This is a genomic window from Aestuariivirga sp. (assembly GCF_020252395.1).
Lineage (GTDB): Bacteria > Pseudomonadota > Alphaproteobacteria > Rhizobiales > Aestuariivirgaceae > Aestuariivirga.
The window spans coordinates 1-23,467 of sequence record NZ_JADCDB010000034.1 but is presented as its reverse complement, the minus strand read 5'-3'; the positions used below and the strand labels follow the sequence as shown (position 1 = coordinate 23,467).

At 64.1% G+C, this 23,467-nt stretch carries 21 protein-coding genes, 1 tRNA gene and 1 pseudogene; 13 read left to right on the top strand and 10 right to left on the bottom strand.

All coding sequences use genetic code 11. The annotated features are described in order from the left end of the window. Position 1 precedes the first annotated feature (1 nt). The 7 genes from IOC82_RS15295 to IOC82_RS15265 are packed head-to-tail and all read left to right on the top strand — an operon-like array spanning position 2 to position 5,751. The gene (locus IOC82_RS15295; protein WP_290547070.1) at positions 2-2,101 is read left to right on the top strand and encodes a chemotaxis protein CheA; all 2,100 of its coding nucleotides are present in this window, start codon (positions 2-4) and stop codon (positions 2,099-2,101) included. Positions 2,102-2,106: 5 nt separating this feature from the next. Next, complete coding sequence (locus IOC82_RS15290) at positions 2,107-2,577, top strand: chemotaxis protein CheW (protein ID WP_290547069.1); 471 nt, start codon at positions 2,107-2,109, stop codon at positions 2,575-2,577. Beyond that, positions 2,574-3,440 carry a protein-glutamate O-methyltransferase CheR gene (locus IOC82_RS15285; protein WP_290547068.1) on the top strand — a complete coding sequence of 289 codons (867 nt, stop codon included), beginning with the start codon at positions 2,574-2,576 and terminating at the stop codon, positions 3,438-3,440. The genes IOC82_RS15290 and IOC82_RS15285 overlap by 4 nt, the downstream gene beginning before the upstream one ends. Continuing rightward, the gene (locus IOC82_RS15280; RefSeq protein WP_290547067.1) at positions 3,437-4,465 is read left to right on the top strand and encodes a chemotaxis response regulator protein-glutamate methylesterase; all 1,029 of its coding nucleotides are present in this window, start codon (positions 3,437-3,439) and stop codon (positions 4,463-4,465) included. The genes IOC82_RS15285 and IOC82_RS15280 overlap by 4 nt, the downstream gene beginning before the upstream one ends. An 11-nt stretch (positions 4,466-4,476) precedes the next feature. Beyond that, positions 4,477-4,866, top strand: coding sequence for a response regulator (locus IOC82_RS15275; RefSeq protein WP_290547066.1), 390 nt, complete (start codon positions 4,477-4,479; stop codon positions 4,864-4,866). Next, positions 4,866-5,390 (top strand): chemotaxis protein CheD, encoded by a 525-nt coding sequence (locus IOC82_RS15270; protein WP_290547065.1) that lies wholly within the window; start codon positions 4,866-4,868, stop codon positions 5,388-5,390. The genes IOC82_RS15275 and IOC82_RS15270 overlap by 1 nt, the downstream gene beginning before the upstream one ends. 1 nt (position 5,391) lies before the next feature. After that, on the top strand, positions 5,392-5,751 hold the full coding sequence (locus tag IOC82_RS15265; protein ID WP_290547064.1) for a hypothetical protein: 360 nt from the start codon (positions 5,392-5,394) through the stop codon (positions 5,749-5,751). Between the two features lie 250 nt (positions 5,752-6,001). Here the strand turns inward: IOC82_RS15265 and IOC82_RS15260 are convergent, their stop codons facing one another. The 6 genes from IOC82_RS15260 to IOC82_RS15235 form a co-directional block, all read right to left on the bottom strand. Then, positions 6,002-7,342, bottom strand: a complete 1,341-nt coding sequence (locus tag IOC82_RS15260; protein ID WP_290547063.1) for an NAD(P)/FAD-dependent oxidoreductase — start codon at positions 7,340-7,342, stop codon at positions 6,002-6,004. A 34-nt stretch (positions 7,343-7,376) separates the two neighbouring features. After that, complete coding sequence (locus IOC82_RS15255) at positions 7,377-8,420, bottom strand: DUF3445 domain-containing protein (RefSeq protein ID WP_290547062.1); 1,044 nt, start codon at positions 8,418-8,420, stop codon at positions 7,377-7,379. 11 nt (positions 8,421-8,431) lie between these two features. Continuing rightward, the gene (locus IOC82_RS15250; protein ID WP_290547061.1) at positions 8,432-9,397 is read right to left on the bottom strand and encodes a PDR/VanB family oxidoreductase; all 966 of its coding nucleotides are present in this window, start codon (positions 9,395-9,397) and stop codon (positions 8,432-8,434) included. Beyond that, positions 9,394-9,999, bottom strand: coding sequence for a dimethylamine monooxygenase subunit DmmA family protein (locus IOC82_RS15245; protein WP_290547060.1), 606 nt, complete (start codon positions 9,997-9,999; stop codon positions 9,394-9,396). Before IOC82_RS15245 ends, IOC82_RS15250 begins: the two co-directional genes overlap by 4 nt. Positions 10,000-10,014: 15 nt before the next feature. Next, positions 10,015-11,148: an aminomethyltransferase family protein gene (locus IOC82_RS15240; RefSeq protein ID WP_290547059.1), complete on the bottom strand. Its 1,134-nt coding sequence runs from the start codon at positions 11,146-11,148 to the stop codon at positions 10,015-10,017. 197 nt (positions 11,149-11,345) lie between these two features. After that, on the bottom strand, positions 11,346-13,709 hold the full coding sequence (locus tag IOC82_RS15235; RefSeq protein WP_290547058.1) for a DUF1989 domain-containing protein: 2,364 nt from the start codon (positions 13,707-13,709) through the stop codon (positions 11,346-11,348). A gap of 228 nt (positions 13,710-13,937) precedes the next feature. On the opposite strand from IOC82_RS15235, the gene IOC82_RS15230 reads away from it, so the two are divergent. Then, positions 13,938-15,665, top strand: coding sequence for an APC family permease (locus IOC82_RS15230; RefSeq protein ID WP_290547057.1), 1,728 nt, complete (start codon positions 13,938-13,940; stop codon positions 15,663-15,665). A gap of 108 nt (positions 15,666-15,773) precedes the next feature. Next, positions 15,774-16,136, top strand: coding sequence for a cupin domain-containing protein (locus IOC82_RS15225; protein ID WP_290547056.1), 363 nt, complete (start codon positions 15,774-15,776; stop codon positions 16,134-16,136). 169 nt (positions 16,137-16,305) lie between these two features. Here IOC82_RS15225 and IOC82_RS15220 read toward each other — a convergent pair whose 3' ends face one another. From IOC82_RS15220 to IOC82_RS15210, 3 genes are all read right to left on the bottom strand, one after another. After that, positions 16,306-17,463, bottom strand: coding sequence for an LptF/LptG family permease (locus IOC82_RS15220; RefSeq protein WP_290547098.1), 1,158 nt, complete (start codon positions 17,461-17,463; stop codon positions 16,306-16,308). A gap of 169 nt (positions 17,464-17,632) precedes the next feature. Then, a tRNA-Ala gene (locus IOC82_RS15215) sits at positions 17,633-17,708 on the bottom strand. A gap of 83 nt (positions 17,709-17,791) precedes the next feature. Further along, positions 17,792-18,199: a TIGR02300 family protein gene (locus IOC82_RS15210; RefSeq protein ID WP_290547055.1), complete on the bottom strand. Its 408-nt coding sequence runs from the start codon at positions 18,197-18,199 to the stop codon at positions 17,792-17,794. Positions 18,200-18,337: 138 nt separating this feature from the next. Here IOC82_RS15210 and aroA point away from each other — a divergent pair, with 138 nt between their 5' ends. The 4 genes from aroA (at position 18,338) to IOC82_RS15190 (ending at position 23,349) form a co-directional block, all read left to right on the top strand. After that, complete coding sequence (gene aroA / locus IOC82_RS15205; protein ID WP_290547054.1) at positions 18,338-19,675, top strand: 3-phosphoshikimate 1-carboxyvinyltransferase; 1,338 nt, start codon at positions 18,338-18,340, stop codon at positions 19,673-19,675. Continuing rightward, positions 19,672-20,286: a (d)CMP kinase gene (cmk, locus tag IOC82_RS15200; RefSeq protein ID WP_290547053.1), complete on the top strand. Its 615-nt coding sequence runs from the start codon at positions 19,672-19,674 to the stop codon at positions 20,284-20,286. Before aroA ends, cmk begins: the two co-directional genes overlap by 4 nt. 252 nt (positions 20,287-20,538) lie before the next feature. Further along, entirely contained in the window at positions 20,539-22,071 is a 1,533-nt protein-coding gene (metG, locus tag IOC82_RS15195; protein ID WP_290547052.1) for a methionine--tRNA ligase, read from the top strand. A gap of 243 nt (positions 22,072-22,314) precedes the next feature. Continuing rightward, positions 22,315-23,349, top strand: coding sequence for a hypothetical protein (locus tag IOC82_RS15190; RefSeq protein ID WP_290547051.1), 1,035 nt, complete (start codon positions 22,315-22,317; stop codon positions 23,347-23,349). Here the strand turns inward: IOC82_RS15190 and IOC82_RS15185 are convergent. Further along, positions 23,342-23,467 (bottom strand): annotated as a pseudogene (locus IOC82_RS15185) (IS630 family transposase); the annotation flags it as partial. The gene IOC82_RS15190 and the pseudogene IOC82_RS15185 sit on opposite strands and share 8 nt — an antisense overlap.

Genomic DNA, 23,467 nt, shown 5'->3' with positions numbered 1-23,467 from the left:
CATGGACCCGATGGCCGAAATCCGCCTGACATTCTTCCAGGAATGCGAGGAGCAGCTCACCGCCCTGGAGAACGGCCTTCTGTCGATGCAGGAGGGCGACAGCGATTCCGAAACCGTCAATGCCGTGTTCCGCGCCGTGCATTCGATCAAGGGCGGGGCCGGCGCCTTCAAGCTCAATGCGCTGGTAAGCTTCGCCCACATCTTCGAGACCGCGCTCGACAGGGTGCGCTCCGGCGACCTGGTGCCCGATTCCGATGCGATGAAGCTGTTCCTGCGCGCCGCCGATGCGCTGGCCGACCTTGTGTCGGCGAGCCGTGACGGCGGGGTGGAAGTCACCGCCCCCTATCTGGCCATCGAAGAGGAATTCAACGCGCTCATCGGTGGCGGTGGCGCCGCCGCGGAGGAGGACGAATTCGCGGGCCTCGAGTTCCGGCCCATCATCACCGCCTTCGATGAGCCGCCGTCTCCGGCACGGAACGTCTTCACCATCCGCTTCCGCCCGCTGCGCGAGCTTTTCGCCAAGGCAAATGAACCTCTGGCACTGTTCCGCGAACTGGCGCGGCTCGGTACGCTCACGTCGGCTTGCGACATCAAAAATCTGCCCTTCCTCGATACTTTCGAGCCGGAGGACAGCTATCTCTCCTGGGAGCTCCGCCTCGAAACCGAAAGCCAGCGCGCGGCGGTGAAGGAGGTCTTCGATTTCGTCGAGGGCGACTGCGATCTCGCCATTGAACTTGCGCAGCCCGCCACGGCTACGCCGCCGCCGCAGGAGATGGACATCACCGCAATCCTCCGCAAGGTGCGCGAGGAGGCCCCGGCGATCGCCGCCGCGGCCGCCGCCGCCGCGCCCCAACCGGAAGCGGACGCCGCGCCCAAGGCCGCGAAGGCCGCCGTGCAGCCGACGATCCGCGTCGACCTCGACCGCGTCGACCGCCTCATCAACCTCGTGGGCGAGTTGGTCATCAACCAGGCCATGCTCACCCAGCGCGTGCTGCATTCGAGCCACGTGCGCGACCGCGAGGTGACCTCGAGCCTCGAAGAGCTGGAGCGGCTGACGCGTGAGATCCAGGAAAGCGTCATGGCCATACGCGCCCAGCCGGTTCGCCCGCTGTTCCAGCGCATGTCGCGCATCGTCCGCGAAGTGGCCGATGCCACGTCCAAGGACGTCCGGCTGCGCACCGAAGGCGAAGCGACCGAAGTCGACAAGACGGTGGTCGAGCTGCTGGCCGACCCGCTCACTCACATGATCCGCAACGCCGTGGACCACGGCCTCGAAGGGCCGGAGCAGCGCGTCGCCGCAGGCAAGCCGCCCGAGGGCACGGTCAAGCTCGCCGCCGCCCACCGGTCCGGCCGCGTCATCATCGAGGTCAGCGACGACGGGCAGGGCATCAACCGCCCCAGGGTGCTGCAGAAGGCCATCGCCAACGGCCTCGTGCCGCCCGATGCGCAGCTGTCCGACAGCGAGATCGACAACCTGCTGTTTCTTCCCGGCTTCTCCACCGCAAGCACGGTGTCCAACATCTCGGGACGCGGCGTCGGCATGGACGTGGTCAAGCGCTCGATCCAGGCGCTGGGCGGCCGCATCTCGATTTCCTCCGCGCCGGGGCAGGGCTCCACCTTCACGCTCTCGCTGCCTCTCACGCTCGCGGTGCTCGATGGCATCGTGGTCACCGTGGACGAGCAGGTCTTCGTCATTCCGCTCACGGCCATTGTCGAGACGGTGAAGCACGAACCCTCGCGCATCCATCACTTAGGCGACCATTCCTTCGTGCTGCGCGTGCGCGACGTGCTGGTGCCGCTGATCGATGTCGGCGCCGAACTTGGCGTGCGCGGACCCACCTCCGACCTGCGGTCGGGCGTGGCGATCCTCATCGAGACGGCCAACGGCACGCGCAGCGCTCTGCTCGTCGACAATATCCAGGACCAGCGCCAAGTGGTGATCAAGAGCCTCGAGACCAACTACATGCGCGTCGACGGCATTGCCGCTGCCACCATCCTCGGCGATGGCCGCGTGGCGATGATCCTCGATGTCGATGCGCTGGTGGGCCCCCGCCACCATGACTGGGTCGCCGCCGAAACCCCCCTTGCCAAAGCGAGCTGATGTACATGATCGAGAAATCCCTGAACCCGCAGAGCCGCGAGGCCGAATTCGTCGCCTTCCGTTCCGGCAGCCTCGAATTCTGCATCAACATCATGTCGGTGCGCGAGATCCGCGGCTGGACGCCGGCCACCGCCATCCCGCGAGCACCCTCCTATATTCGCGGTGTCATCAACCTGCGCGGCGTGGTGCTGCCCATCGTCGATCTCGGCGTAAGGCTCGGCCTTCCCGGCACCGAACCCACGGCGCGCCACGTCATCATCGTGGCCCAGGTGGGCGAGCGCGCGGCGGGTCTGCTGGTCGATTCCGTGTCCGATATCCTCTCGGTGGAGGATACCTCCATTCAGCCGACGCCAGATGTCGCCTCCCAGCTCGCCCGCATGTTCGTGCGTGGCGTCATCGCCATGGATGGCCGCATGATCTCCGTCATCACCATGGACAACGTGCTCCCGGCCGGTATGGATCTGGAAGCCGCATGAACACCCAAGCTGCGGCTCCGCTCGCAGCCGGCGAGTTCGGCTTCGACAGAACCGATTTCGCCTTCATCGCCAACACCCTTTATGAGGATGCGGGGATCAGCCTTCCCGCCTCCAAGGCCAACCTTGTCTACTCGCGCCTCGCCAAGCGCCTGCGCGCGCTGGGGCTGGAAAACTTCCGCGACTATTGCGCCCTCGTGGGTTCTGAGAACGGCGTGGACGAGCGCGCCCAGATGATCGCGGCGCTCACCACCAACGTCACGCGCTTCTTCCGCGAGCCGCATCACTTCCAGCACCTGCGCAGCAAGCTGATCGAGCCGATGGCCAAGGAGCTGCGCGACGGCCGCCGCCTGCGCATCTGGTCGGCCGGCTGCTCCAGCGGGCAAGAGCCCTACTCCATCGCGCTCTCCATTCTTTCCGTGCTGCCGGATGCCCGCGCCTATGACGCCCGCATCCTGGCGACCGACATCAATCCTCTGGTGCTCGAGACCGGCCGCCGGGCCACCTATCCCGCCGAGGAAACGGCGAGCCTTCCCGCCGAGCTGCGCCGCAGCTGGATGGAGAGCACGGGAACGGGCGCCATGCGCTTCGACGAGGCGCCGCGCGGCCTCGTTACCTTCCGCCAGCTCAACCTCATGGGGTCCTGGCCGATGAAGGGCCCGTTCGACGCGGTGTTCTGCCGCAACGTCGTGATCTATTTCGACGAGAAAACGCAGATGCGGCTTCTCAACCGCATGCTGCCGCTCATCCGCCCTGGGGGTTACCTCTATCTTGGGCATTCCGAACGCGTCATCGGCCCTGCCGAGAAGCTTTTCAAGATCGACGGCACAACCGTTTACCGGAAGATTGGAGGCTCCCCGGCATGAGCAAGATCAAGGTTCTTGTCGTTGACGATTCAGCCACCATGCGCCAGCTCGTCGCCAATGTGCTCGAGGCTGACCCGGAAATCGAGGTGGTGGGCTCGGCAAAGTCGGCGCTGCAGGCGCGCGAACTCATCAAGATGCTCAACCCGGACGTCATGACGCTGGACGTCGAGATGCCGGAAATGGACGGCATCTCCTTCCTTGAGAAGGTGATGCGCCTGAGGCCGATGCCGGTCGTCATGGTGTCCTCGATGACGGCCCGCGGCACCGACACCACCATCGCCGCGCTGGCGCTGGGGGCAGTGGATTGCGTGGTCAAACCCAGCGTGCATAACCCCAACAGCTTCGATGAGCTTCCCGCCAAGGTGAAGATCGCCTCCAACGTGAAGCGCCGCGCGCCGGCTGCCCGGACCGTCGAGCAGAAGCCACCTAACGCGGACGTCTACAAGCCCGATGGCAAGATGATCTTCATGGGGTCATCAACAGGTGGCGTCGAGGCGCTGATCTCTATTCTGACGGCCTTTCCCGCCAATTGCCCGCCGACCCTCGTCACCCAGCACATGCCGCCGGTGTTCACCCGCAACCTCGCGGTCCGGCTCGACAAGATGTGCGCACCCGAAGTCATGGAGGCGACGGTCGGCGCGGCCTTGAGGCCCGGCACGGTCTATATCGCGCCCGGCGGCGAGCTTCATCTCGAGGTGGCGGGGCGCTCGACCTTCGCCTGCGCGCTGAAGACGGGCGGCCCGGTGAACGGCCATTGCCCATCCATAGACCGGTTGTTTTCCTCGGCGGCGCGCTCGCTGGGTCCCCGCGCCGTGGGGGTCCTGCTCACCGGCATGGGCCGGGACGGCGCCCAGGGGCTGCTCGATATCCGCCAGGCGGGCGGCCACACCATGGCCCAGGACGAGGCCACGTCCATCGTCTACGGCATGCCGAAGGCGGCAGTCGAGCTCGGCGCGGTCGAAGTCCAGCATCCCATCACGCGCATCGGCCAGGCCCTCATCGAGGCGACGGCCGTCAGGATATAACGGAGGCTCCAATGCCCTATACGCAGCACCTCAAGGTGATGGTCGTTGACGATACCTCGGTCAGCCGCATGCTGCTCGTCGAGGGACTGAACGAACTCGGCATCAAGAACACCGTGCTGGCAGGCGATGGCGAGCAGGCGCTGCAACTGATGATGGCGGCTCCCTGCCACATCGTGTTCTCGGACATGAACATGCCCAAGCTCAACGGGCTTCAGCTGCTGAAGGCTCTGCGCGAATACGCGCCCACGCGCCAGTGCTGCTTCATTCTCGTCACCGGCAAGGGCGACCGCGCGATGATCGAGGAGGGCAAGAAATACGGCCTCAACAATTTCCTCGCCAAGCCCTTCACGACGGCAACGCTCAAGGCCGCCATCGAGGCGGTGGTGGGAAAGCTCGTCTGATGCAGCATCCAGGCCATCATGCCCGCATTAACATCGTGCAGGGCGAATATCACGTGAGCGGCGACAAGGCGCTCTCCATATCCACACTGCTCGGCTCCTGCGTGGCGGCCTGCATCAATGATCCGGTTGCGGAAGTCGGCGGCATGAACCACTTCCTGCTGCCGGGGGATGCCGCGGCCGCGCCGCTCTTCTCGCGCCACGGCGTGCACCTCATGGAACTGCTGATCAACGGCCTGCTCAAGAAGGGTGCGGCGCGCCACCGGCTGGAAGCCAAGCTGTTCGGCGGCGCGCGCACCATGCAGGGGCTGGGCGACATCGGCGCCACCAATGCGAAATTCGCGCAGGACTTCCTCAGGCGCGAGGGCATTGCCGTCACCGGCGGCAGCCTCGGCGGCGAAACCGGGCGGCGCATCCAGTTCTGGCCGGCTTCGGGCCGGGTGATTCAGAAGCTTGTCCGCGCGGTGGAAGAAAAGCCGCTCGCCGATCCTGTCCTGCCCACCGCGGGCGACCTGGAGCTGTTCTGACATGAGCAAATTGCCGCTGCCCATCATCCTCGCCCAGCTCTCGCATGAGCTCGGCGCTCTGCAGCTGATGGCCGCCGACATGGAGGCCACGGTGGACGACATGATCGAGCGCCATGCCGGCGTCCTCGATGCGCGCTCGATCCAGAACCTGCAACTCCTCGACATCCTGAACCAGACGCTGCTGGCGCTTGCCCAGTTCGCCGCCAACACCGCAGGACTCGCCCCGCCGGAATGCAAGATCGACGGTCTCGCCTCCGTCCACGGCATCAAGCTCGCCAGCCTTGCCCAACGCCTCTCCCGCGGGACGGGCCACGCGGCGAAGGCGGAGACGGATAGCTACGAGCTGTTCTCGGACGCTTGATTGACGTGCTCGATCGTTTTCACCCACCCGTAAGGCGGGAGGGGAACGGGCCCCGGCGCAGTTGGGGTCGGTGAGGTGCAGTGAAATGCATCGCTGAACACCTTGCATCCCACCGCGCACCGCCATCGAGACCATCTCCCTTTCGAAGCCGGGATGACGCACGAGTGGAGGAGTGGCGAACCGCCTCCCCAGGAAAAATCGCCGGGCGCGTGGCCCGGCGACGATGCGTGTTCGAACTCCAGCTGCAGACTTACTTGTTCGCCAGATAGGTCTCGAGCGAATCGTCCAGCGCGTCCTTCCACGGGGTGTGGTGCTTGGGGCTCATGGTGCCTGTCATCAGCGACTTGTAGGCGTTGTTGCGGAAGCCCATGATGTCATCCATCTTGTGGTGCTCCCAGTCCATGAAAGTCCTGTTGACGCCCTCGATGTCGAAGGTCGGATAATCCGTCGCCTCGATCAGTTCCTTGACGTAGTCGCCCTGGAACCAGATCATCTGCTCGGCATTCTCGAGCTTCTTCTCGCGCCTCAGCCACTTCTTCCAGTCCTTCTTCATGGCATCGGCCTTGGGCAGCTTGATACGGCCGAGGATGATGTCGCGCACGTACCAGGCTTGTGCGTCGAACATGTTGAAGGTGTAGAACTGGTCCTGCATGCCGATGTAGAAGAAGCGCGGGTTATCTTGCCAGACCACTCCCTTGTAGAGGTTCTCCGGCCACAGGCGGTTCGCGGTCTTGAGGCGCAGGTCCTCCGGTAAATAAGGGAAGTGGTGCTGGTAGCCGGTGCAGAGTATGATGGCGTCCACATCCTTCTTGCTGCCATCCTTGAAATAGGCCGTCTTTCCCTCGACCTTCTGCAGCAGCGGGTGCTCCTCGAAGTTCTTCGGCCAGTTGAAGCCCATGGGCTTCGAGCGGTAGGTGGTGGTCACCGACTTCGCGCCATACTTCCAGCACTGCGAGCCGATGTCTTCGGCCGAATAGCTGCGGCCGACGATCAGGATGTCCTTACCCTTGAACTCCAGCGCATCGCGGAAGTCATGGGCGTGCAGCACGCGGCCGTTGAACGTGTCGAGTCCGGGGAAGAAGGGCACGTTCGGCGTCGAGAAGTGGCCCGACGCGCAGATCACGTAGTCGAACTCCTCCGTCTTCATCACGTCCTTCACGCGGTCGTGCGAGGTGACGGAGAACTTCTTCTTCTTCTTGTCGTACTCCACCATGCGCACGGGCGTGTTGAAGCGGATCCACTTCCTGACGCCCGCCTTCTTCACGCGGCCAACAATATAGTCCCACAGCACGGCGCGCGGCGGATAGGACGGGATCGGCTTGCCGAAATGTTCCTCGAAGGTGTAGTCGGCGAATTCCAGGCATTCCTTGGGGCCGTTGGACCACAAATAGCGGTACATGGAGCAGTGCACGGGCTCGCCAAACTCATCGAGCCCGGTGCGCCAGGTATATTTCCACAAGCCGCCCCAATCATCCTGCTTCTCGAAGCAGACGACCTCGGGGATCTTGGCCCCCTTCTTCTTCGCGGACTGGAAGGCGCGAAGCGCCGCCAGGCCCGACGGGCCTGCGCCGACAACTGCAACTTTCGTCATGTTAGCTCCCTGGTGCTTTTCTTTCCGCCTGCCTTCACTCCGGATAGATTCCGGGCGAGGTCGGCTGGCCGTCATCGAATCTCGACAGCCACCCGACAGTGGCCGGGCGGTAGCGGGTCAGACCCTTGTAGTCCACCAGCTCCGGCGGCAGGTCGCGGAGCACGCGGTGGAAGCGGCGCGCCCATTTGGGCACGGTTACCAGTTCTTCCATCTTGATGAGATAGCAGCGGATGACGAAGAGGATGGCGTTGGACCGCGGCAAGCGCCACAGCGACTGCAATTCGCAGCGCAGGTGCACCTTGTTGCCGACATTCTCCGGTGTGACGGTGGCGCGGTCCGGGCCCCACTTGTGATAATTCTCGGGGCTCGTATCGAGGCGCGGGTTGATGGTCATGGTCCAGTTGAGGCGGCGCACCGGCTTGCCCTGCTGGAGGTTCAGCAGGAACTTCAGCGCGCGGTCGAACACGCCGATCTCGTGGGCCAGCGGCACGGGCCCATGCCATTCATGGAAGTTCATGCCGATGTCGAAGTCGAGCGACCAGTCGGCCTGGGTCGTCACCATGCCGGCGTCGCACCACAGCTGGCCGTCACGCTGGTCGACGATGACGAAATCGCCCTGGGCCTGGCGGGTGATGAATTCGAGCGGCTCCATCGGCAGGGTCGAGGCATCGCCGAAGGTGAAGGTCTGGTCGATTCCCATGGGGCGGTTGATCCAGCGCCACTGGCCGCCGTTCCTTTCCAGCGTGAAGTGCTCGGGGTATCCCGCCGCCTGGGCTTCCATCAGGAGTTCGAGCGTGTCCCACTGGGCCGCCATCATGTGCGGCAGCGCCTGGTAGCGCAGCGGGTCCTCCTTCAGCACCATCGCACGGTCATGCATCTCGGCCACGTAATGCTCGTCGACGTCGATGGGCTTGTTATAGGCATGTCCCGGAGGGCCTGCCGGAACATGCGGTTCCATGTTCACCGAGTACATGTACTTGTCTTCGTTGAACGGGAAGGGGAAGCGGCGGATCGCTTCGGCCGAGTTCTTGAAAGTGTAGTCGTTGCGGAAGGATTCGGTCTTGAATTTGATGTTCATCGGCTGAACTCCTAGAGGTCGAGGGTAACCTCGTTGCCCTTGATGCGCGAGACGCAGATCATGATCTTCCTGCCCGAGGCCTTGTCGTCGGGCTCGAGGAAATGGTCGTTGTGCTCGAGCGCGCCGTCACAGGAGACGACACCCGTCTCGCACTGGCCGCAGGCGCCGCCGCGGCAGAGATAGGGCGCATCCACGCCATTGGCTTCGAGCGCCTCGAGGATCGACTGATGGGGCGCCACGTCGATGGCGCGGCTGGACTTCGCCAGCTTCACCTGGAAGGCTTTGCCGGGCGGCGGGGCGAGGAATTCCTCGGAATGGAGATTCTGCTTCGGCCAGCCCATGTCGCGCGCCTTGCCGAGCACGCCATTGATCATGCCGGCGGGGCCGCAAACATAGAGATGCGTGCCGAGCGGCTGGTTGGCGAGGATCTTCTCGACGGGGATAAAGAGATTCTCCGCGTCGCAGTAGACTTTCACGCGGTGCGCGCCATAGCGCTGCTGCAGGTCCTTCCAGTAGGCGCCGTGGGTGCGCGTCCGGACCGCGTAATGGAGTTCGAAGTTTTTACCCTCGCGCTCCATCTGGTCCATCATGGCAAGGAAGGGGGTGATGCCGATGCCGCCCGCCATCATGATGTGCTTCTTGGCCCGCTGGTCGAAGGGGAAAAGGTTGACCGGCTGGCTGAGGACGAGCTCGTCGCCCTCCTTCAGCGTCTCGTGCAGGAAAGCGGAGCCGCCGCGCGAGTTTTCGACGCGCAGCACGCTGATTTCATAGCCCTTGGTGTCTTCCGGCGAGGACATGAGCGAATACGGATTGCGGCGCAGCGCCTTGCCGTCGCGCATCGAGACGATGACGTGGGCGCCGCCGGAGAAGACCGGCATCGGCTCGCCGTCAACGCGCTCGAAGCGGAAGCGCTTCACCTTGTCGGCAACCTGCGTGACCTTGGCCACGCGGACCTTCATTTCGGTGTTGATGGTCACGGGAACAATTCCTGGGGCTTGGGCGCCGTGCCAGGTTCCTCCGCATCGATATTGACGCCCTGAAAGGCGCCGAGGCGGCGCGAGTAATGGTCACGCACCAGAAGCGGCAACCCGCAGGCACTGCAGGTGTAGGGGCTGGTGGTGACATTGTCGGTGATGCCCTTGCAGTGCACGCATTGCACGCGCCGGGCGGTGGAGCCGCGGTGCTCCTTGTGAAGCGAGGCCGGATCGACGCCGTGGTTCATCGCCACCTGCTGGGCCTGGCCGATGAAGCCCTCTGTCCCTGAGAGATAGATGTGGGTGCCCATGTGGGCCTGGCCGAGCATGACGTTGAGCCGGTTGAGCAGCACCGGAATGGTGGGCGCCACCCACAGCGTATCGGCGCCCAGCTTCGCCAGCGCCTTGTCATGTTCATGCGCCGCCGAGGCAGCAGCGACATAGAGGATGTCGCTGTGCTCAAGGAAGTCCGGCCCCACCGCCTTGACCTGGTCCATCAGGGCGAGCGCCCCTTCGCCCTCGAGGGCGAAGAGGTGCCGCTTGGCGTGGGTGTCGACGTTCAGCCCGCCGTACACCGGGCGGCTCTTGATACCTGCTACGAGCATCCGCCCCGTTGCTCCTTAACCGACTGCGGTCCGCTTTTTCTTTTCCGGGTCATCGAAGGTGATGGTGTGGGCGACGGCCTTGGCCTTCACGTTCTTGCCGCGGATTTCAAGCGGCGTGCCTTGCTTGGCATAGGGAACTTCGAGGCGGGCAATGCCCATGCTCTTCTTGGTGAGTTTCGAATAGCTGGGGCAGGTGACGACGCCGACCTTGCGGCCGTCGGCCCAGACCTCGTCGCCCAGGTCCACCGGACCGTCATGTTCGACCAGCACGCCGAAGATCTTGAAGCGCTCCTTGCCCTTGAGCTTGTAGTGCTCTTCGGCGCCGCGGAAGCCGGTCTTGCCGGGGCTGACGGTGAAGTCGAGGCCGAGCTCCCACAGCGAGTCGCCCGGGATCTGATCGGGGAAGGGGTATATCTGCGAATTGTCGTAAGGATAGAACAGCAGGTAGCTCTCGACGCGCAGCATGTCGAGCACACTGAAGCACACGGGGATGATGCCCATCGGCTTGCCCTTGTCGAGGATCGTGTCCCAGATCATCGGAGCATCTTGGCCGCGGCAGAAGATCTCGTAGCCGCGCTCGCCGGTGTAGCCGGTGCGCGAGATCATCACGGGCGCGCCGAACAGCGTCGTCTGCATGTGGTGGAAATACTTGAGGTCGCGGATGCCCGGCACGTGCTGGGCGAGGAAATCGACGGCGACCGGGCCCTGCAGCGAGAGGTCGTGGAGATCGTCGTCGAAGAGGACGGCCACGTTGCGGCCCATGGCCTGCTTCACCACTTCCTCATGCGCCGAGCCGGAGCCGTGGACCAGCATCCAGCTGTTGGGCCCCGTGCGATAGACGATGCAGTCGTCCGTGAACATGCCGCGCTCGTTGAGCATGCAGGCATAGACGGACTTGCCGGGATAGACCTTGGTGAGATCGCGGGTGGTGATGTAGTCGAGCACCGCGATCGCATGCGGGCCGACAAGGTGGACCTTCTTCAGGCCCGAGACATCCATGAGGCCGGCCTTGGTGCGGACCGCGATGTGCTCCTCGTAAATGTCTTTGTCATAGGTCCAGGCGGTGCCCATGCCGCTCCAGTCTTCGAGCTTCGAGCCCAGCGCACGGTGACGGTCGCCAAGGACCGAGAATCTCCAGGAAAGCGGCATCAGTCTCCTCCTCTGTGTTTCCTGTATGGAATTATTTTTTCCGAACTGTACACAGGAATCAGAGAAGCGCAAGTCGTCTCATGCGGGAAAAGTGTTGCGAAGGAATTGCGCCCGGACTGCGCGCCGTGAAGCACGCAGAGACTGCTGCGGAAAGGCGCAGCATCGCCGTGCGGCGATTTAACCAAGCGGATCATCCCTTAGGATCTCGGCCTGGTCTTGTCCGGGCCATAGGCCGCGAACTTCACGATCTTCGCCGGCAGCCGCTTCTGGCGCCCGTCGAGCTTGCCGATTTCCACCTCGGTGCCGAGGTCCGCGTTCAGCGCATCGACCCTTGCGAGCGCGATGTTCTTGCCGAGGATGGGCGAGCGCATGGAACTCGTCACCACGCCCACCTGGGCACGGCCGATGTGCACGCAGTCGCCGTGGCCCACGGCCTCGTTCGAGTCGATCTCGATGCCCACCAGCTTGCGGCGCGGATGCTCCTTGCGCTTGATCAAGGCTTGCCTGCCGATGAAGTCATCCGCCTTGGTCTTGAGCGGCACAGCAAAGCCGATGCCCGCCTCGAAGGGGTCGGTCTCGGAGTCGAACTCGTAATGCGCGAAGATCAGGCCCGCCTCGATCCTCACCATGTCGAGGGCCTCGAGGCCCATCGGCTTCAGCCCATATTTCTGGCCGGCGTTCCACACCGCGTCGAAGACGGCATTGGCATCCTTCGGGTGGCAGAAGATCTCATAGCCGAGCTCGCCGGTGTAGCCGGTGCGCGAGACGACGATGGGCGCACCTTCGAAGTGGCCGATGCGGGCAGGCGTGAAGCGGAACCACTCGAGCTCAGCCATCGACGGCTGCGCAGGCGGCGTCCAGATGATCTCCTTCAGCAGGTCGCGGCTGTTGGGACCCTGCACCGCAATGTTGTGCAGCTGGTCGGTGGAGGAGCGCACCCACACCTTGTAGCCCATCTTCTCCGCCTGCTCGCGCAGCCAGATACCGGAATAGTCGTCGCCGCCGATCCAGCGGAAGTTGTTGGGGCCCAGCCGGAACACCGTGCCGTCGTCGATCATGCCGCCGTTTTCGTAGCACATGGCGGTGTAGACCACATGCCCGGTGGCGAGCTTGCGGATGTCGCGCGTCACGCAATATTGCATCAGCGCCTCGGCATCGGGGCCCGTCACCTCGAACTTGCGCAAGGGCGACAAGTCCATCACCACGCATTTCTCGCGCGCCGCCCAGTATTCCTCGATCGGGCCGTCATTGTTGAATCGCGTGGGCAGCCAGTAGCCGCGATATTCCGTGAAGTTCCGGGTGAGCGCGGAGAATCTCGCGTGGAAGGCGGTCTGCTTGGTCAGTTGGGCGTCGGCGTCCGGTGTCATGCGATAGGCCACTGCTCTCTGGAAGGTTTCTTTTGCGGCATAAGTGCGGATGTGGATGTCGGTCGGGTCCCAGGCATTTGCCGCGTCGATATCATCGGGGCAGGAGGACGAGACGCAGACGATGTCGGTCAGTGCCCGCATCAGCACATAGTCGCCGGGCCTGGACCATGGCTCGTCGAGATAGAGCTGGTTCTGGTGATCGATGTTGGTGTTGTAGAAATAGTTGATCGCTTCCCAGCCCTTGCGCGGGGCGACACCGTAAGGCGCCAGCGCCTTGTTGAAGTTCTCGGTGCAGTTCACGTGGCCGGGATAGCCCATGTCGTCGTAGTAGCGGCTGTTGCAGGCAGTGGCGAAGGCATCGTGGCGGCCCACCGTGTCCTGCACGATCTCGACCAGGGGCTCGAACTCGCGGTCGAAGGCCTTCGACGGAAGGCCCGGTGCCGGGTAGCTGCGGCCCAGCAGCGTGCGCGTCACGGTGGAGTCCAGCGCATAGTCGAGGCCCTTGTCCACCTTGCGCGCGGCCAGCGCCTGAAAATCCGTGCACTGACGGCCCGACACGTCGATCACCTGGATCCATTCGCCGGCGCGGACCAGGTAGGCTTGCGCGGTGGCTGCCCTGATGCGGATGTCGTGGATGGGATCGGCCAGCGGCTCAGGCAGGATGTCGAACTGCTTGCCCGTGGGCGGCGCCGCGCGGGTTATTTGCAACTCGATGGGGGTGGCGGTGTCCTGTTCATCCGGGTTCATGTCGGCGCCGGGCACGGCAACAATCACCAGCCCGTCACGCGCCACCGTCAGTTCGGCATGGTTTCCGGCCCGGCTCTCCTGGCTGAACAGGCCCGCGGAGCGCGCCTTGGCAAGATCGATGCCGCGGCGGCGCAGCGCGCCCAGCGTGCGGGCCGCACCCCCAGCCTGGCGTGACAGGATGGCCTTCAATCCCTCGCCCGTGCCATCGGGCTTCGCGCCGAGTGCTGCAACGTCGAAGCTGCCATCCGCCCCGCAGAACAGCACTTCGCAGCCCTGTCCGCCTTCGATGTCAGTGAGGCGCAGCACATCCCCCGCCTTGATCTCGACCACCACCGAACCCGCCCCCGGAACGGGATATCGTTCCACTCTTTCCGGGAGTGTGCGCACCCCCGGCCGCAGAATGCGGCTCGCGGGCGGGGCCGTGTTGCGTCGCAATAAATCCAGCATCGATCGCCCTTCCCTAGGGTTATGCTCCCAATGTCTTTTGAAACTATAAGTGAGTTTCGCTTGACCGTCGATATAACGGCATTCAAAATTATTTCCTGAGGGATTGAGGGGGAACGGCGGCAGGCTCCGCTGCCTCATTTCCCGCCCGTTGGATATTCGACCCGCCCGGGAGAGGCGGGCGCGCCTCCGGGGGATGGGAATTGGGAACCAACGGAGGATCGGACCATTATGTCGGAACAATCAAAATCGGGCGAACTCGTCCGGGCGCTCGACTGGAAGGGCGCCTTCTGGGTGGCGGCCGGCGTGCCGCCTCTCGTGCTTTTCTCCATCGGCGGCATCGCCGGTGTAACCGGCAAGCTCGCCTTCCTGGTGTGGATCATCTCGATGATCATGGGCTTCCTGCAGTCCTTCACCTATGCCGAGATCGCCGGCATGTTCGGCAACAAGTCGGGCGGCGCCTCCGTGTACGGAGCAATGGCCTGGCTGCGCTATTCGAAGTTCATCGCACCCCTGTCTGTGTGGTGCAATTGGTTCGCCTGGAGCCCGGTGCTGTCGCTGGGCTGCGCCATCGCCGCCAGTTACGTGTTGAACTCGTTGTTCCCGGTTCCTGTATTCACCGATACTTCACCGGAAGTCATTGCATGGATGGCGGATCCCGCTCATGCCGGAAAACTAGCCACTGACGCAATTGCTGCCCTTACGGCGGCTGCCACGCCCGCTGTGCGCACATGGAGTCTCTTTAACTTTTCCATTCCGGGGGTGGCGTCGTTCAACATCAATGCCACGTTTGTGATAGGCGCCATTCTGATGCTAGCGATCTTTGCGATCCAGCATCGTGGTATACTGGGGACGGCGAATGCTCAAAAATGGCTTGCCATCATCGTACTCGTACCCCTGCTACTGGTGGGCATTATTCCCATTCTTGAGGGATCGATCAATTTCGCGAACTTCTCACCGCTGGTGCCCCCATCTAACGTCTACGTAACAACAGACGGTACATGGAACAATCCTGGCTGGACCCTGTTCTTCGCCGGTCTATTCATTGCAGCGTGGTCCACATACGGCTTCGAAACAGCCGTTTGTTATACGCGCGAGCTCAAGAACCCAGCGACAGACGCATTCAAGGCAATATTCTTCTCCGGCCTGCTTTGCATCCTCTTCTTCTTCCTTGTGCCCTTCACGTTCCAGGGGGTGCTTGGTCTCGAGGGGATGCTCGCAACTCCGATCGTCGACGGTTCCGGGGTTGGCGAAGCTCTCGGAAACATGGTCGGCGGTGGCAAAGTGATCACCCAAATCTTCGTAATTCTGATGATCATGGCATTGTTTCTGGCAATCATGACGGCCATGGCCGGATCTTCGCGAACCCTTTACCAAGGTTCAAAGGACGGTTGGCTGCCAAAGTACTTGGGCCGTGTGAACGCCCACGGCGCCCCCACTGGCGCCATGTGGACGGACCTCTGCTTCAACCTCCTGCTCTTGGCAATCGCCTCGGATGTGGGCGGATACTTCTTCGTCCTGGCGGTCTCAAACGTGGGGTACATTATTTTTAACTTCCTGAATCTCAATTCCGGCTGGATTCACCGGGTTGATTCGGGGCACGTTGAACGGCCTTGGAAGGCCCCAACGTGGCTGATCGGACTGAATACCATCCTGGCCTTTGTAAACATCATGCTGCTGGGAGCAGGCGCAAAGGTCTGGCAGCTGGTTGGCGCAAAGGCTGATGCACCCAACCCCCTCTGGGCAGGACTTGTCTTTGCCGCACTGATCATCCCGGTCTTCGTCTTCCGGCACTATGTTCAGGATGGTGGCAAGTTCCCCAAGGAGGCGCTCGATGATCTCGGCATCGTCGGCAGTGGGCTTGGCGAACGCAAGGCGGGCGTGTTGCCATATCTGACGCTTGCGGCAGGAGCTGCCGTTGCGCTTTGGGCCAACTGGTTCTTCGTGCTGCCTGGCTGAACTCCGGTCTCGACTCTCCGACCGTGCGGGGTCCTGCGGGGCCCCGCATGCGTCTTTCAGCAAGAGCTTTCTCGTTTTAAACTCCGTTGAACAGGGAGACGCTCCACCATGAAGAAGATCGCCGCCACCGAGCGCATCGTCGCTAACTATAAGACTGCGCCCTACAGGAACTATGTCGACGCCGATGGCCGCGCGATCCCCGGTCAGTCCTTCGTGCAGTTCGACGACACCTTCCCGGAGGGAGCGGGCTTCACGCTTTACCGCATGGCGCCCGGCTCCTCCAGCCAGCCGCATGAGCACACCTGCCATGAGCAGTTCTTCGTCATCGAGGGCGAGGTGACCGACAATGACGGCTATGTCTATCGGGCCGGCGATTTCGTGCTGCTGAAAACCGGCACGCAGCATTTCTCCACGACCGGGACGGGCGCAACTCTCGTGGTCTTCGTCCGGGAGCTCGAAAGGAATCTTTAGAGCACCGTTCGGGCAAGTGGACTCGCTTGCGATGCGAAAGGTGCTCTGGATTGATAAGCTGGCGCAACTTTCCGCCCTCAATTGCAAATGCACTTGAGGTCCCGTTACACCGGAGCATGACCCGCGAAAGCGGAACCCACTTTTGCGAAAAGGCCATGCGCCATCGCGGTCACGGCGTCTGCGGCTTGCCGCGCCGCCAGACCGGCAGGTTTGCGTCCAGTCCCCACCGGCTCACGGTGGACCAGAAGCGGTCCGGCAGCGTGCCGATGCCGGTGGTCGTCTTGTAGAAAAGTACGGCGGAGATGGTGAAGAAGATCGCGTAGGTGAACCACAGCAGGGCCGCCGGCCCGGCGGCCAGGCCCTTGCCAAAGTCGCCCATGAACTCGACCAGCTGGTGATAGACGATGACGATGAGCAGGGCAACGATCGACTGATAGAGGTTCTTCTTGCGCGCGCTCTGCACCCCCAGCACGATCCCCAGCATGGGCAGGAACAGGCAGGACAGCGCGATCACCAGCCGCTTGTGGGTGCTGGAGGAGATGTCCGCCACGCTGGCGTCGGCGAGCGGCTTGTCCTGCCGCAGCAGTTCCGGCAGCAGCAATTCCTGCTCGTCGCCGCCGCGGCGGCGGAACGGTTCCATCACGCCGCCGACGGGCACGTCGAGCACGTCGAAGTTCATCATCTGCACATTGTCCGGTTCGGCGGGATTCTCGATGAGTATGCGCTGTCCGCCGTTCAGGCGCAGGCTCAGCCGCTCGCCCAGCTTGGCGATGCTGCCGCGCGGCGCCGCGATCGTCATGCTGCCGCCCTTGTCGAGCCGCTCGTAGATCAGGATCTTCTCGAAGCTTTGGCGGTCGGGGTTGATCTTTTCGACGAAGACGGTGCGCGGCCCTAGGTTCATGAAGGTGCTGTCGCGGACGCGCAGGTAGAAGTCGGCCTTCTCAAGCTTGTAGGACAGGGCACGATAGGCATAGCGCCCCAGCGGCTGCAGCCAGCCCACCACGGCAACGTTGATGCAGGCGAAAACGGCGCCCAGCACCAGCAGCGTCCGGAAGGTGCGGCCGATGGATGAGCCCGTGGCCTGCAGGATGTTCGCCTCCGAACTCACCGTCAGCTGGCGCACTGTCACGTAGCTGCCCCAGTAGAGCGACAGCGGCAGCGTGAAGGCCAGGTAATGCGGCACGAAGGCGCCGAGCAACCGCGCCACGATCAGCAGCCCCTGGTCATTGCCCAGCACCAGGTCGAAGACGATGAGGAACCTCGCCGCCGACAGCACAAGCAGGCCGATCACGATCGTCCCCACGATCGGAATAAGGCTCTGGCGCAGTACATAGCGGTCGATGATGGTCAGTCTGGCCTCGCCTGGTTGCCCGCGTCGACTCTCAGGACATCAGAGAAACATGATCGAATTGCGAAACTGAAACCAAGAAGCGGCTTCGGAAAGCCATGACGCCACGCGGGGACCGGCAGAGGAACGGCCGACGGACCGCCAGCGATGGTGGAGCCAGGCGGAATCGAACCGCCGACCTCTTGAATGCCATTCAAGCGCTCTCCCAACTGAGCTATGACCCCATGAAACCATCGCTTTCGCCACATGGGGGTGGCAAAGCGGGCCGGAAACTAGTTCCGCCGCCGCTGACACGCAAGAACTATTTTCAGGCTCCTTCCTCGTCTTCCTTGCCGCCGGTGTCGAGCAGGCCCGACATGTTGTCGCCGTCCTCTTCTTCCTCGACCAGGAAGGTGTCGTCCTCGGTTTCCGCAGCACCCTCTTCGCCGAGATCCACGTCTTCGATGCCCGCAGTCTCGTCGTCGTCGCCGGTGTCGGGCGCTTCCGCGTCTTCGAGGCTGATGAGTTCGACGTCCGCCACTTCCACGTCGTCCGCCACCTCGAGAACGCGTGGCTTCGGCGCCGGCGCGGGCATTTCGCCCTTGGACGGCAGAACCTGGGCGGCCACAAAATTAGCGTTGCACTTCGGGCAGACGATCGGGTTCTTCATCAGGTCATAGAAGCGGGCGGCACAGGACGGGCACGTCCGCTTGGTTCCGAGTTCAGCCTTGACCACGGTTGTTCCTTTCGGCGGCAAAACAGGTTGATTGCGGCGCTCCATGACACTTCTGGCAGGCAATGTCAAAACCCCGGATGCCCAAGGGCTGGAAGCGGGCGAAGCGATCGTGTATCGGAACCGGCACATGGAGCGACAATGACCAGCCACACCCCCGCCGACCCCCTTCCCCTCACGTCCAGCCGCGCCAGCGCGCTCCAGGGCCGTATCCGCGTGCCGGGCGACAAGTCGATGTCCCACCGGGCGCTCATGTTTGGGGCCATCGCCATTGGCGAGACCACCATCCGGGGGCTGCTGGAAGCGGAGGACGTGATCAACACCGCCCGGGCCATGACGGCGCTGGGGGCGGATGCGACGCGCGGGGCTGACGGCGTGTGGCGCGTCCAGGGTGTGGGCGTGGCGGGTCTCAAGTCGCCTTCCCAGCCGCTCGATTTCGGCAATTCCGGCACCGGCGTCAGGCTCGCCATGGGGCTGATGGCCACGACCCCGCTCACCGCCACCTGCGTGGGCGACGCCTCGCTCTCGAAGCGCCCCATGGGCCGCGTCACCGTTCCGCTCTCCCAGTTTGGCGCGAGGTTTGAGACGGCGGAGGGAAACCGCCTGCCGCTCACGCTGCATGGCGCGAAGAACCCCGTGCCTGTCACCTACACGCTGCCCGTCGCCTCCGCCCAGGTGAAATCCGCCGTGCTGCTGGCGGGCCTCAACACGCCGGGCCGGACCACGGTGATCGAGCCCACCCCCACGCGTGACCACACGGAACGCATGCTCAAGGGCTTCGGCGCGAAGATTTCGGTCGAGAAGAAGGCGGACGGCAATCACATCTCCGTCGAAGGCCAGCACGAATTGAAGGCGCAGGCTTTGGACGTGCCGGGCGATCCGTCCTCCGCCGCCTTCCCGATGGTCGCGGCCCTCATCACGCCGGGTTCCAGCATCGTCATCGAGAACATCATGCTGAACCCCACCCGTACGGGGCTCATCGACACGCTGATCGAGATGGGCGGCAACATCGCGATCGAGAACCGCAGGCTGGCGGGCGGCGAGGAGGTGGGCGACCTCCACGTGAAGCACTCGCAGCTGAAGGGCATCACGGTGCCCGCGTCGCGCGCGCCCTCGATGATCGATGAATATCCTGTGCTCTCGGTTGCCGCCTCCTTCGCGCAGGGCGTCACCCGCATGGAGGGGCTGGAGGAACTGCGCGTCAAGGAATCGGACCGCCTCGCAGCGGTGGAAGCAGGCCTTCACGCCAATGGCGTCACCACGCGGTCGGGGCATGACTGGCTGGAGGTCGATGGCGGCGGCGCCAAAGGCGGCGGCACGGTGGTGACGCATATGGACCACCGCATCGCCATGTCCTTCCTGGTCATGGGACTGGCCTCGGCGGAAGCCACCAGGGTCGACGACAGCCGCTTCATCGCCACGTCCTTCCCGGACTTCGCCGGCCTCATGAACGGCATGGGCGCGAAGATCTCGGCATGATCATCGCCGTCGACGGCCCCGCCGCCGCCGGCAAGGGCACCATCGCCCGCGCGCTGGCGCAGCACTTCGGCTTCCACTTCCTCGACACGGGATCGCTCTACCGCATGGTGGGGCTGGCGGCCCTGCGGGCGGGCGGGGAGCCGATCGCGGCGGAGGCCGCCATCGCCGCCGCGAAATCGCTTGATCCCACCGCTTTTGCGGATTCGGACCTGCGCAACGAGCAGGTTGCCGCCGCCGCCTCCATCGTCGCGGTGATCCCGGAGGTCCGCGCCGCGCTACTCGAGTTGCAGCGCGCCTTCGCCCGCCAGAAGCCGGGCGCGGTGCTGGACGGCCGCGACATCGGCACCGTGGTCTGCCCGGATGCCCACGCCAAGCTCTTCATCACGGCGAGTGCGGAGGTGCGTGCGAAGCGCCGCCAGTTGGAACTGGGCGCTGAGGATTACGAGGCGGTGCTGGCCGACATCCGCGCCCGCGACGAACGCGACTCGAAACGCGCCACGGCCCCGCTGGTGGCGGCGAAGGACGCGGTGGTGCTGGATACCTCCGGGATGGACATCGCGGCGGCGGTGAAGGCCTCCATCGATGTGGTCGAACGCCGGCGGTCACCATAGGCTCCGTTCAAATTGACAAGGATGTAACCTTCTGGTTGAATGATCATCACTTTCAGGAGTCGCCTTTCCGGATTTTCGCTCACCATCTCACGCAGACCAATTATCTGCGCTCCGAAACAACCAAGCCGCGGCGCCCGCGGCCCCTGTGTTTTGCACTCAACGACCGAATGTGACTCACCTGCCGCTGCGCCGGGCTTCGCCCGTTTGCGCAGCACAAGCCCTTCCCGTCAGCTTGTCAGGTCAGGAGCGGACATGCAGTCCTATCTCACCACGCCCATCTATTACGTGAACGGCCCGCCGCACCTTGGCCATGCCTTCACCACTGTCGTCGCCGACATCCTCAAGCGCCAGAATGCGCGGCTTGGCGTTGCCACGCTGCTCTCGACCGGCTGCGACGAGCATGGCCAGAAGAATGCCCAAGCTGCGAGCGCCATGGGGCTCGATCCGCAGCGCTATCTCGACCTGCGCAGTGCCGAGTTCCGCGCGCTCTTCGACAGGCTCAACGTCGGCTACGATGTCTTCGCCCGCACCAGCAGCGCCGTCCACGTGCCCCAGGTGCAGCACATCGTGGGCAGGCTCCACGAGCGCGGCCTGCTTCACCGCAAGACCTATGAGGGGCACTATTGCGCGGGCTGCGAGCAGTTCAAGAAGACCTCCGACCTCGACCAGGCGGGCCATTGCCGCGAGCACCCGAACCTTGTGGCGGGGCTGATCCGCGAGGAGAACTATTTCCTCGCGATCGAGCCCTTCCGTCAGGCGATCCGCGCGCATATCGCGGCCAGGCCAGATTTCATCCGCCCACTGACCTTCCGCATGGAACTTTTGCGGCTGCTGGCGGAACCGCTGGAGGACCTTTGCATCTCGCGCCCCGCGGCGCGCGTGCCGCTGGGTGTGCGCTTTCCCTTCGATCCGGACTATGTGGTCTATGTCTGGTTCGATGCGCTGATCAACTATCTCACTAATCTCGGCTGGCCCGCGCCCGGGTATAGGGCCTGGTGGGCCGGGGCGGAGCACATCATCGGCAAGGATATCCTGAAGACCCACGGCGTGTATTGGCCCGCCATGCTGCTGGCCTTGGGCGAGCCGCTGCCCAAGCGCTTGCTTGTCCACAGCCATTGGGTGGGCGAGGGCGGCCTCAAGATGTCGAAGTCGCTCGGCAACGTCGTCGATCCCAACGCGGTGATTGATGAACTCGGTGCGGACGCGCTACGCTATGTCTTCGCCCGCCACATGCGCGCCGATGCGGACAGTGCGATCTCGGTGGCGTTGATCCGCCAGTGCTATGTGGCGGAGCTCGCCAACAAGCTCGGCAACCTGCATGCGCGCCTCCTTTCCTTCACGCACGCGGCCTTTGCGGGCCGCGTTCCGCCGAAAGGAGCGTTGTCCCCGGTCGATGAGGCGGTGCGGTCATGCGTGTTGGCGGCCGCCCAGCGCTTCGCAGCATCGCTGTCGCCGGAGGATATTCCAGCCAGCACGCGGGCCGTGCTGGACGCCGTCGAGCAGCTCAACCGCTATGTCACATCAGAAGCGCCCTGGTCGCTCGCGAAGTCCCGCTTGACCCGCAGCCGCGGCGAGACCGTCACTCACGTGGCGCTCGACGGCCTGCGCCTTGTCTTCGAAGCGCTCTGGCCCATCATGCCCGCCACCGCGCAGCGGGCGCTGGCCCCGCTGCCGCGCCGGGCAGGCCCATCCGAAGTTTGGCAACCGCAGCTCGACCTGCTTGAGGACGGTGCATCGCTGGGAGAGGCATCGATCCTGTTTCCGCGCATGGGGCGAACGCTGTGATGCACCCTGTGTCGCGCGCGCAACAGGGGTGGAGAAAGTGTCCGGATGGGTTGCGGTTCATCCGCGTTCGGATTATCCACCGCCTCCGACAACTTCCACACGGAGAAGCGCCATGACGTTTGAACGCCGCTTCCCGGTGGGCCGGTCCAGCTAGCTGCGCTGAGCTGCCCGGCTCCATCGGGCTCATTCCACCGCTCATCCATCACCGCCCGGAGTTTCTCCGGCGCATCGGGACCTCTTGTCATGCAAGCTCATACCGCGCTGGCGCCCCTGCGGCTGCCGGCAATGGCCGGCCATGCCGCGCAACGGCAGCTGGAAAAACAACTGCGGCGCTTCGATAAGCGCCATCGCGCGCCACTCGCCTGGATGGCCAGCCGCCATCCGCGCATCGCCGATCTCGCCTTCTCCTTTCCCGCACTCCTGTTCGCGCTCAGCGTCAGGCGGGCGGGCTTTCCGGCGAGCGCGGTGATCGACGCCGTGATCCGCGGCGACAGCCTGAAGAATGTCGCACAGCTGGCGGGCCTGCCCCTCTGGCTGCGCAAGCTGCCGCCGGAGATGTTCGTGGGCCCCATCCCGAAACTGCCCGACGGCGAGGTCTTCCGCCGCCGCATCTGCAACGCGCTGCCCAAGCGCAAGAGCGCCATGAGGCGGTGGCTGGCTGTTGTCGCCTTTGCGGCCTATTGGGGTGGCGAGGATTTCGCCGTCTGGGCTGCAGCGCAGCTGGCCAAGCCCAAGGCGAGGGGGCGGGGGGACTGGGCCAGGCTTTCGCTCTGGGCCTGGCATTCGCTGCGGCCGGACCTTCCCGCGAGCGGGCTGATCGCCACGCCCTGGACGCCCGCCATTGCCATCGACAGCGCGCGCGACGCGGCGCGCGTCTGGCTCAGCGCCGTCAATGCGCGGCTCGCCGGCCTCTCCGCCGCGCCGCTGATTCTGCCGCGGGAGTGTCGCGAGGTGGACGGATACGTGTTCCAGCCCATCGTCACGCGGGAGGAGGTCATTGCCGAGGCAGATGCGATGGAGAACTGCATACGCGACTATCTGGATGATGTCGCGGACGGAACGGTGGCCTTCTGGAGCGTCAGGCAGGGCGATGCCCGCAAGGCCGTACTCGCGGTGGAGCGGTTGCACTGGAACCCCATTCCCCGCATCCATCAGATGCAGGCCAAGGGCAATGTGGACGCGCCTGCGGAGGTCTGGCGGGCCGCCGCCAAATGGCTCGCCGGGCATGATCTGGTCGCAGCCTGCGCCCCCGGACTAGAGCATCGGGCGGTCAATTGAATCCATATCCTGCAGCGGCGAAGTAGTTGGCGCATTCGTTTGGAGTGAAGAGCGAGCAGATGTTTCCGATGGCCTTCCAGAGATCATCGATGGTGCGTGCTGCTTTGGCTCTGAGGTG

Coding starts and splice junctions, on each gene's coding strand:
- IOC82_RS15245 (WP_290547060.1), bottom strand. CDS start 9,999: ATGCTCGTAGCAGGTATCAAGAGCCGCCCGGTGTACGGCGGGCTGAAC.
- IOC82_RS15290 (WP_290547069.1), top strand. CDS start 2,107: ATGATCGAGAAATCCCTGAACCCGCAGAGCCGCGAGGCCGAATTCGTC.
- IOC82_RS15225 (WP_290547056.1), top strand. CDS start 15,774: ATGAAGAAGATCGCCGCCACCGAGCGCATCGTCGCTAACTATAAGACT.
- IOC82_RS15230 (WP_290547057.1), top strand. CDS start 13,938: ATGTCGGAACAATCAAAATCGGGCGAACTCGTCCGGGCGCTCGACTGG.
- IOC82_RS15265 (WP_290547064.1), top strand. CDS start 5,392: ATGAGCAAATTGCCGCTGCCCATCATCCTCGCCCAGCTCTCGCATGAG.
- IOC82_RS15190 (WP_290547051.1), top strand. CDS start 22,315: ATGCAAGCTCATACCGCGCTGGCGCCCCTGCGGCTGCCGGCAATGGCC.
- IOC82_RS15240 (WP_290547059.1), bottom strand. CDS start 11,148: ATGCCGCTTTCCTGGAGATTCTCGGTCCTTGGCGACCGTCACCGTGCG.
- IOC82_RS15270 (WP_290547065.1), top strand. CDS start 4,866: ATGCAGCATCCAGGCCATCATGCCCGCATTAACATCGTGCAGGGCGAA.
- IOC82_RS15260 (WP_290547063.1), bottom strand. CDS start 7,342: ATGACGAAAGTTGCAGTTGTCGGCGCAGGCCCGTCGGGCCTGGCGGCG.
- IOC82_RS15280 (WP_290547067.1), top strand. CDS start 3,437: ATGAGCAAGATCAAGGTTCTTGTCGTTGACGATTCAGCCACCATGCGC.
- cmk (WP_290547053.1), top strand. CDS start 19,672: ATGATCATCGCCGTCGACGGCCCCGCCGCCGCCGGCAAGGGCACCATC.
- IOC82_RS15255 (WP_290547062.1), bottom strand. CDS start 8,420: ATGAACATCAAATTCAAGACCGAATCCTTCCGCAACGACTACACTTTC.
- aroA (WP_290547054.1), top strand. CDS start 18,338: ATGACCAGCCACACCCCCGCCGACCCCCTTCCCCTCACGTCCAGCCGC.
- IOC82_RS15285 (WP_290547068.1), top strand. CDS start 2,574: ATGAACACCCAAGCTGCGGCTCCGCTCGCAGCCGGCGAGTTCGGCTTC.
- IOC82_RS15275 (WP_290547066.1), top strand. CDS start 4,477: ATGCCCTATACGCAGCACCTCAAGGTGATGGTCGTTGACGATACCTCG.
- IOC82_RS15295 (WP_290547070.1), top strand. CDS start 2: ATGGACCCGATGGCCGAAATCCGCCTGACATTCTTCCAGGAATGCGAG.
- metG (WP_290547052.1), top strand. CDS start 20,539: ATGCAGTCCTATCTCACCACGCCCATCTATTACGTGAACGGCCCGCCG.
- IOC82_RS15235 (WP_290547058.1), bottom strand. CDS start 13,709: ATGCTGGATTTATTGCGACGCAACACGGCCCCGCCCGCGAGCCGCATT.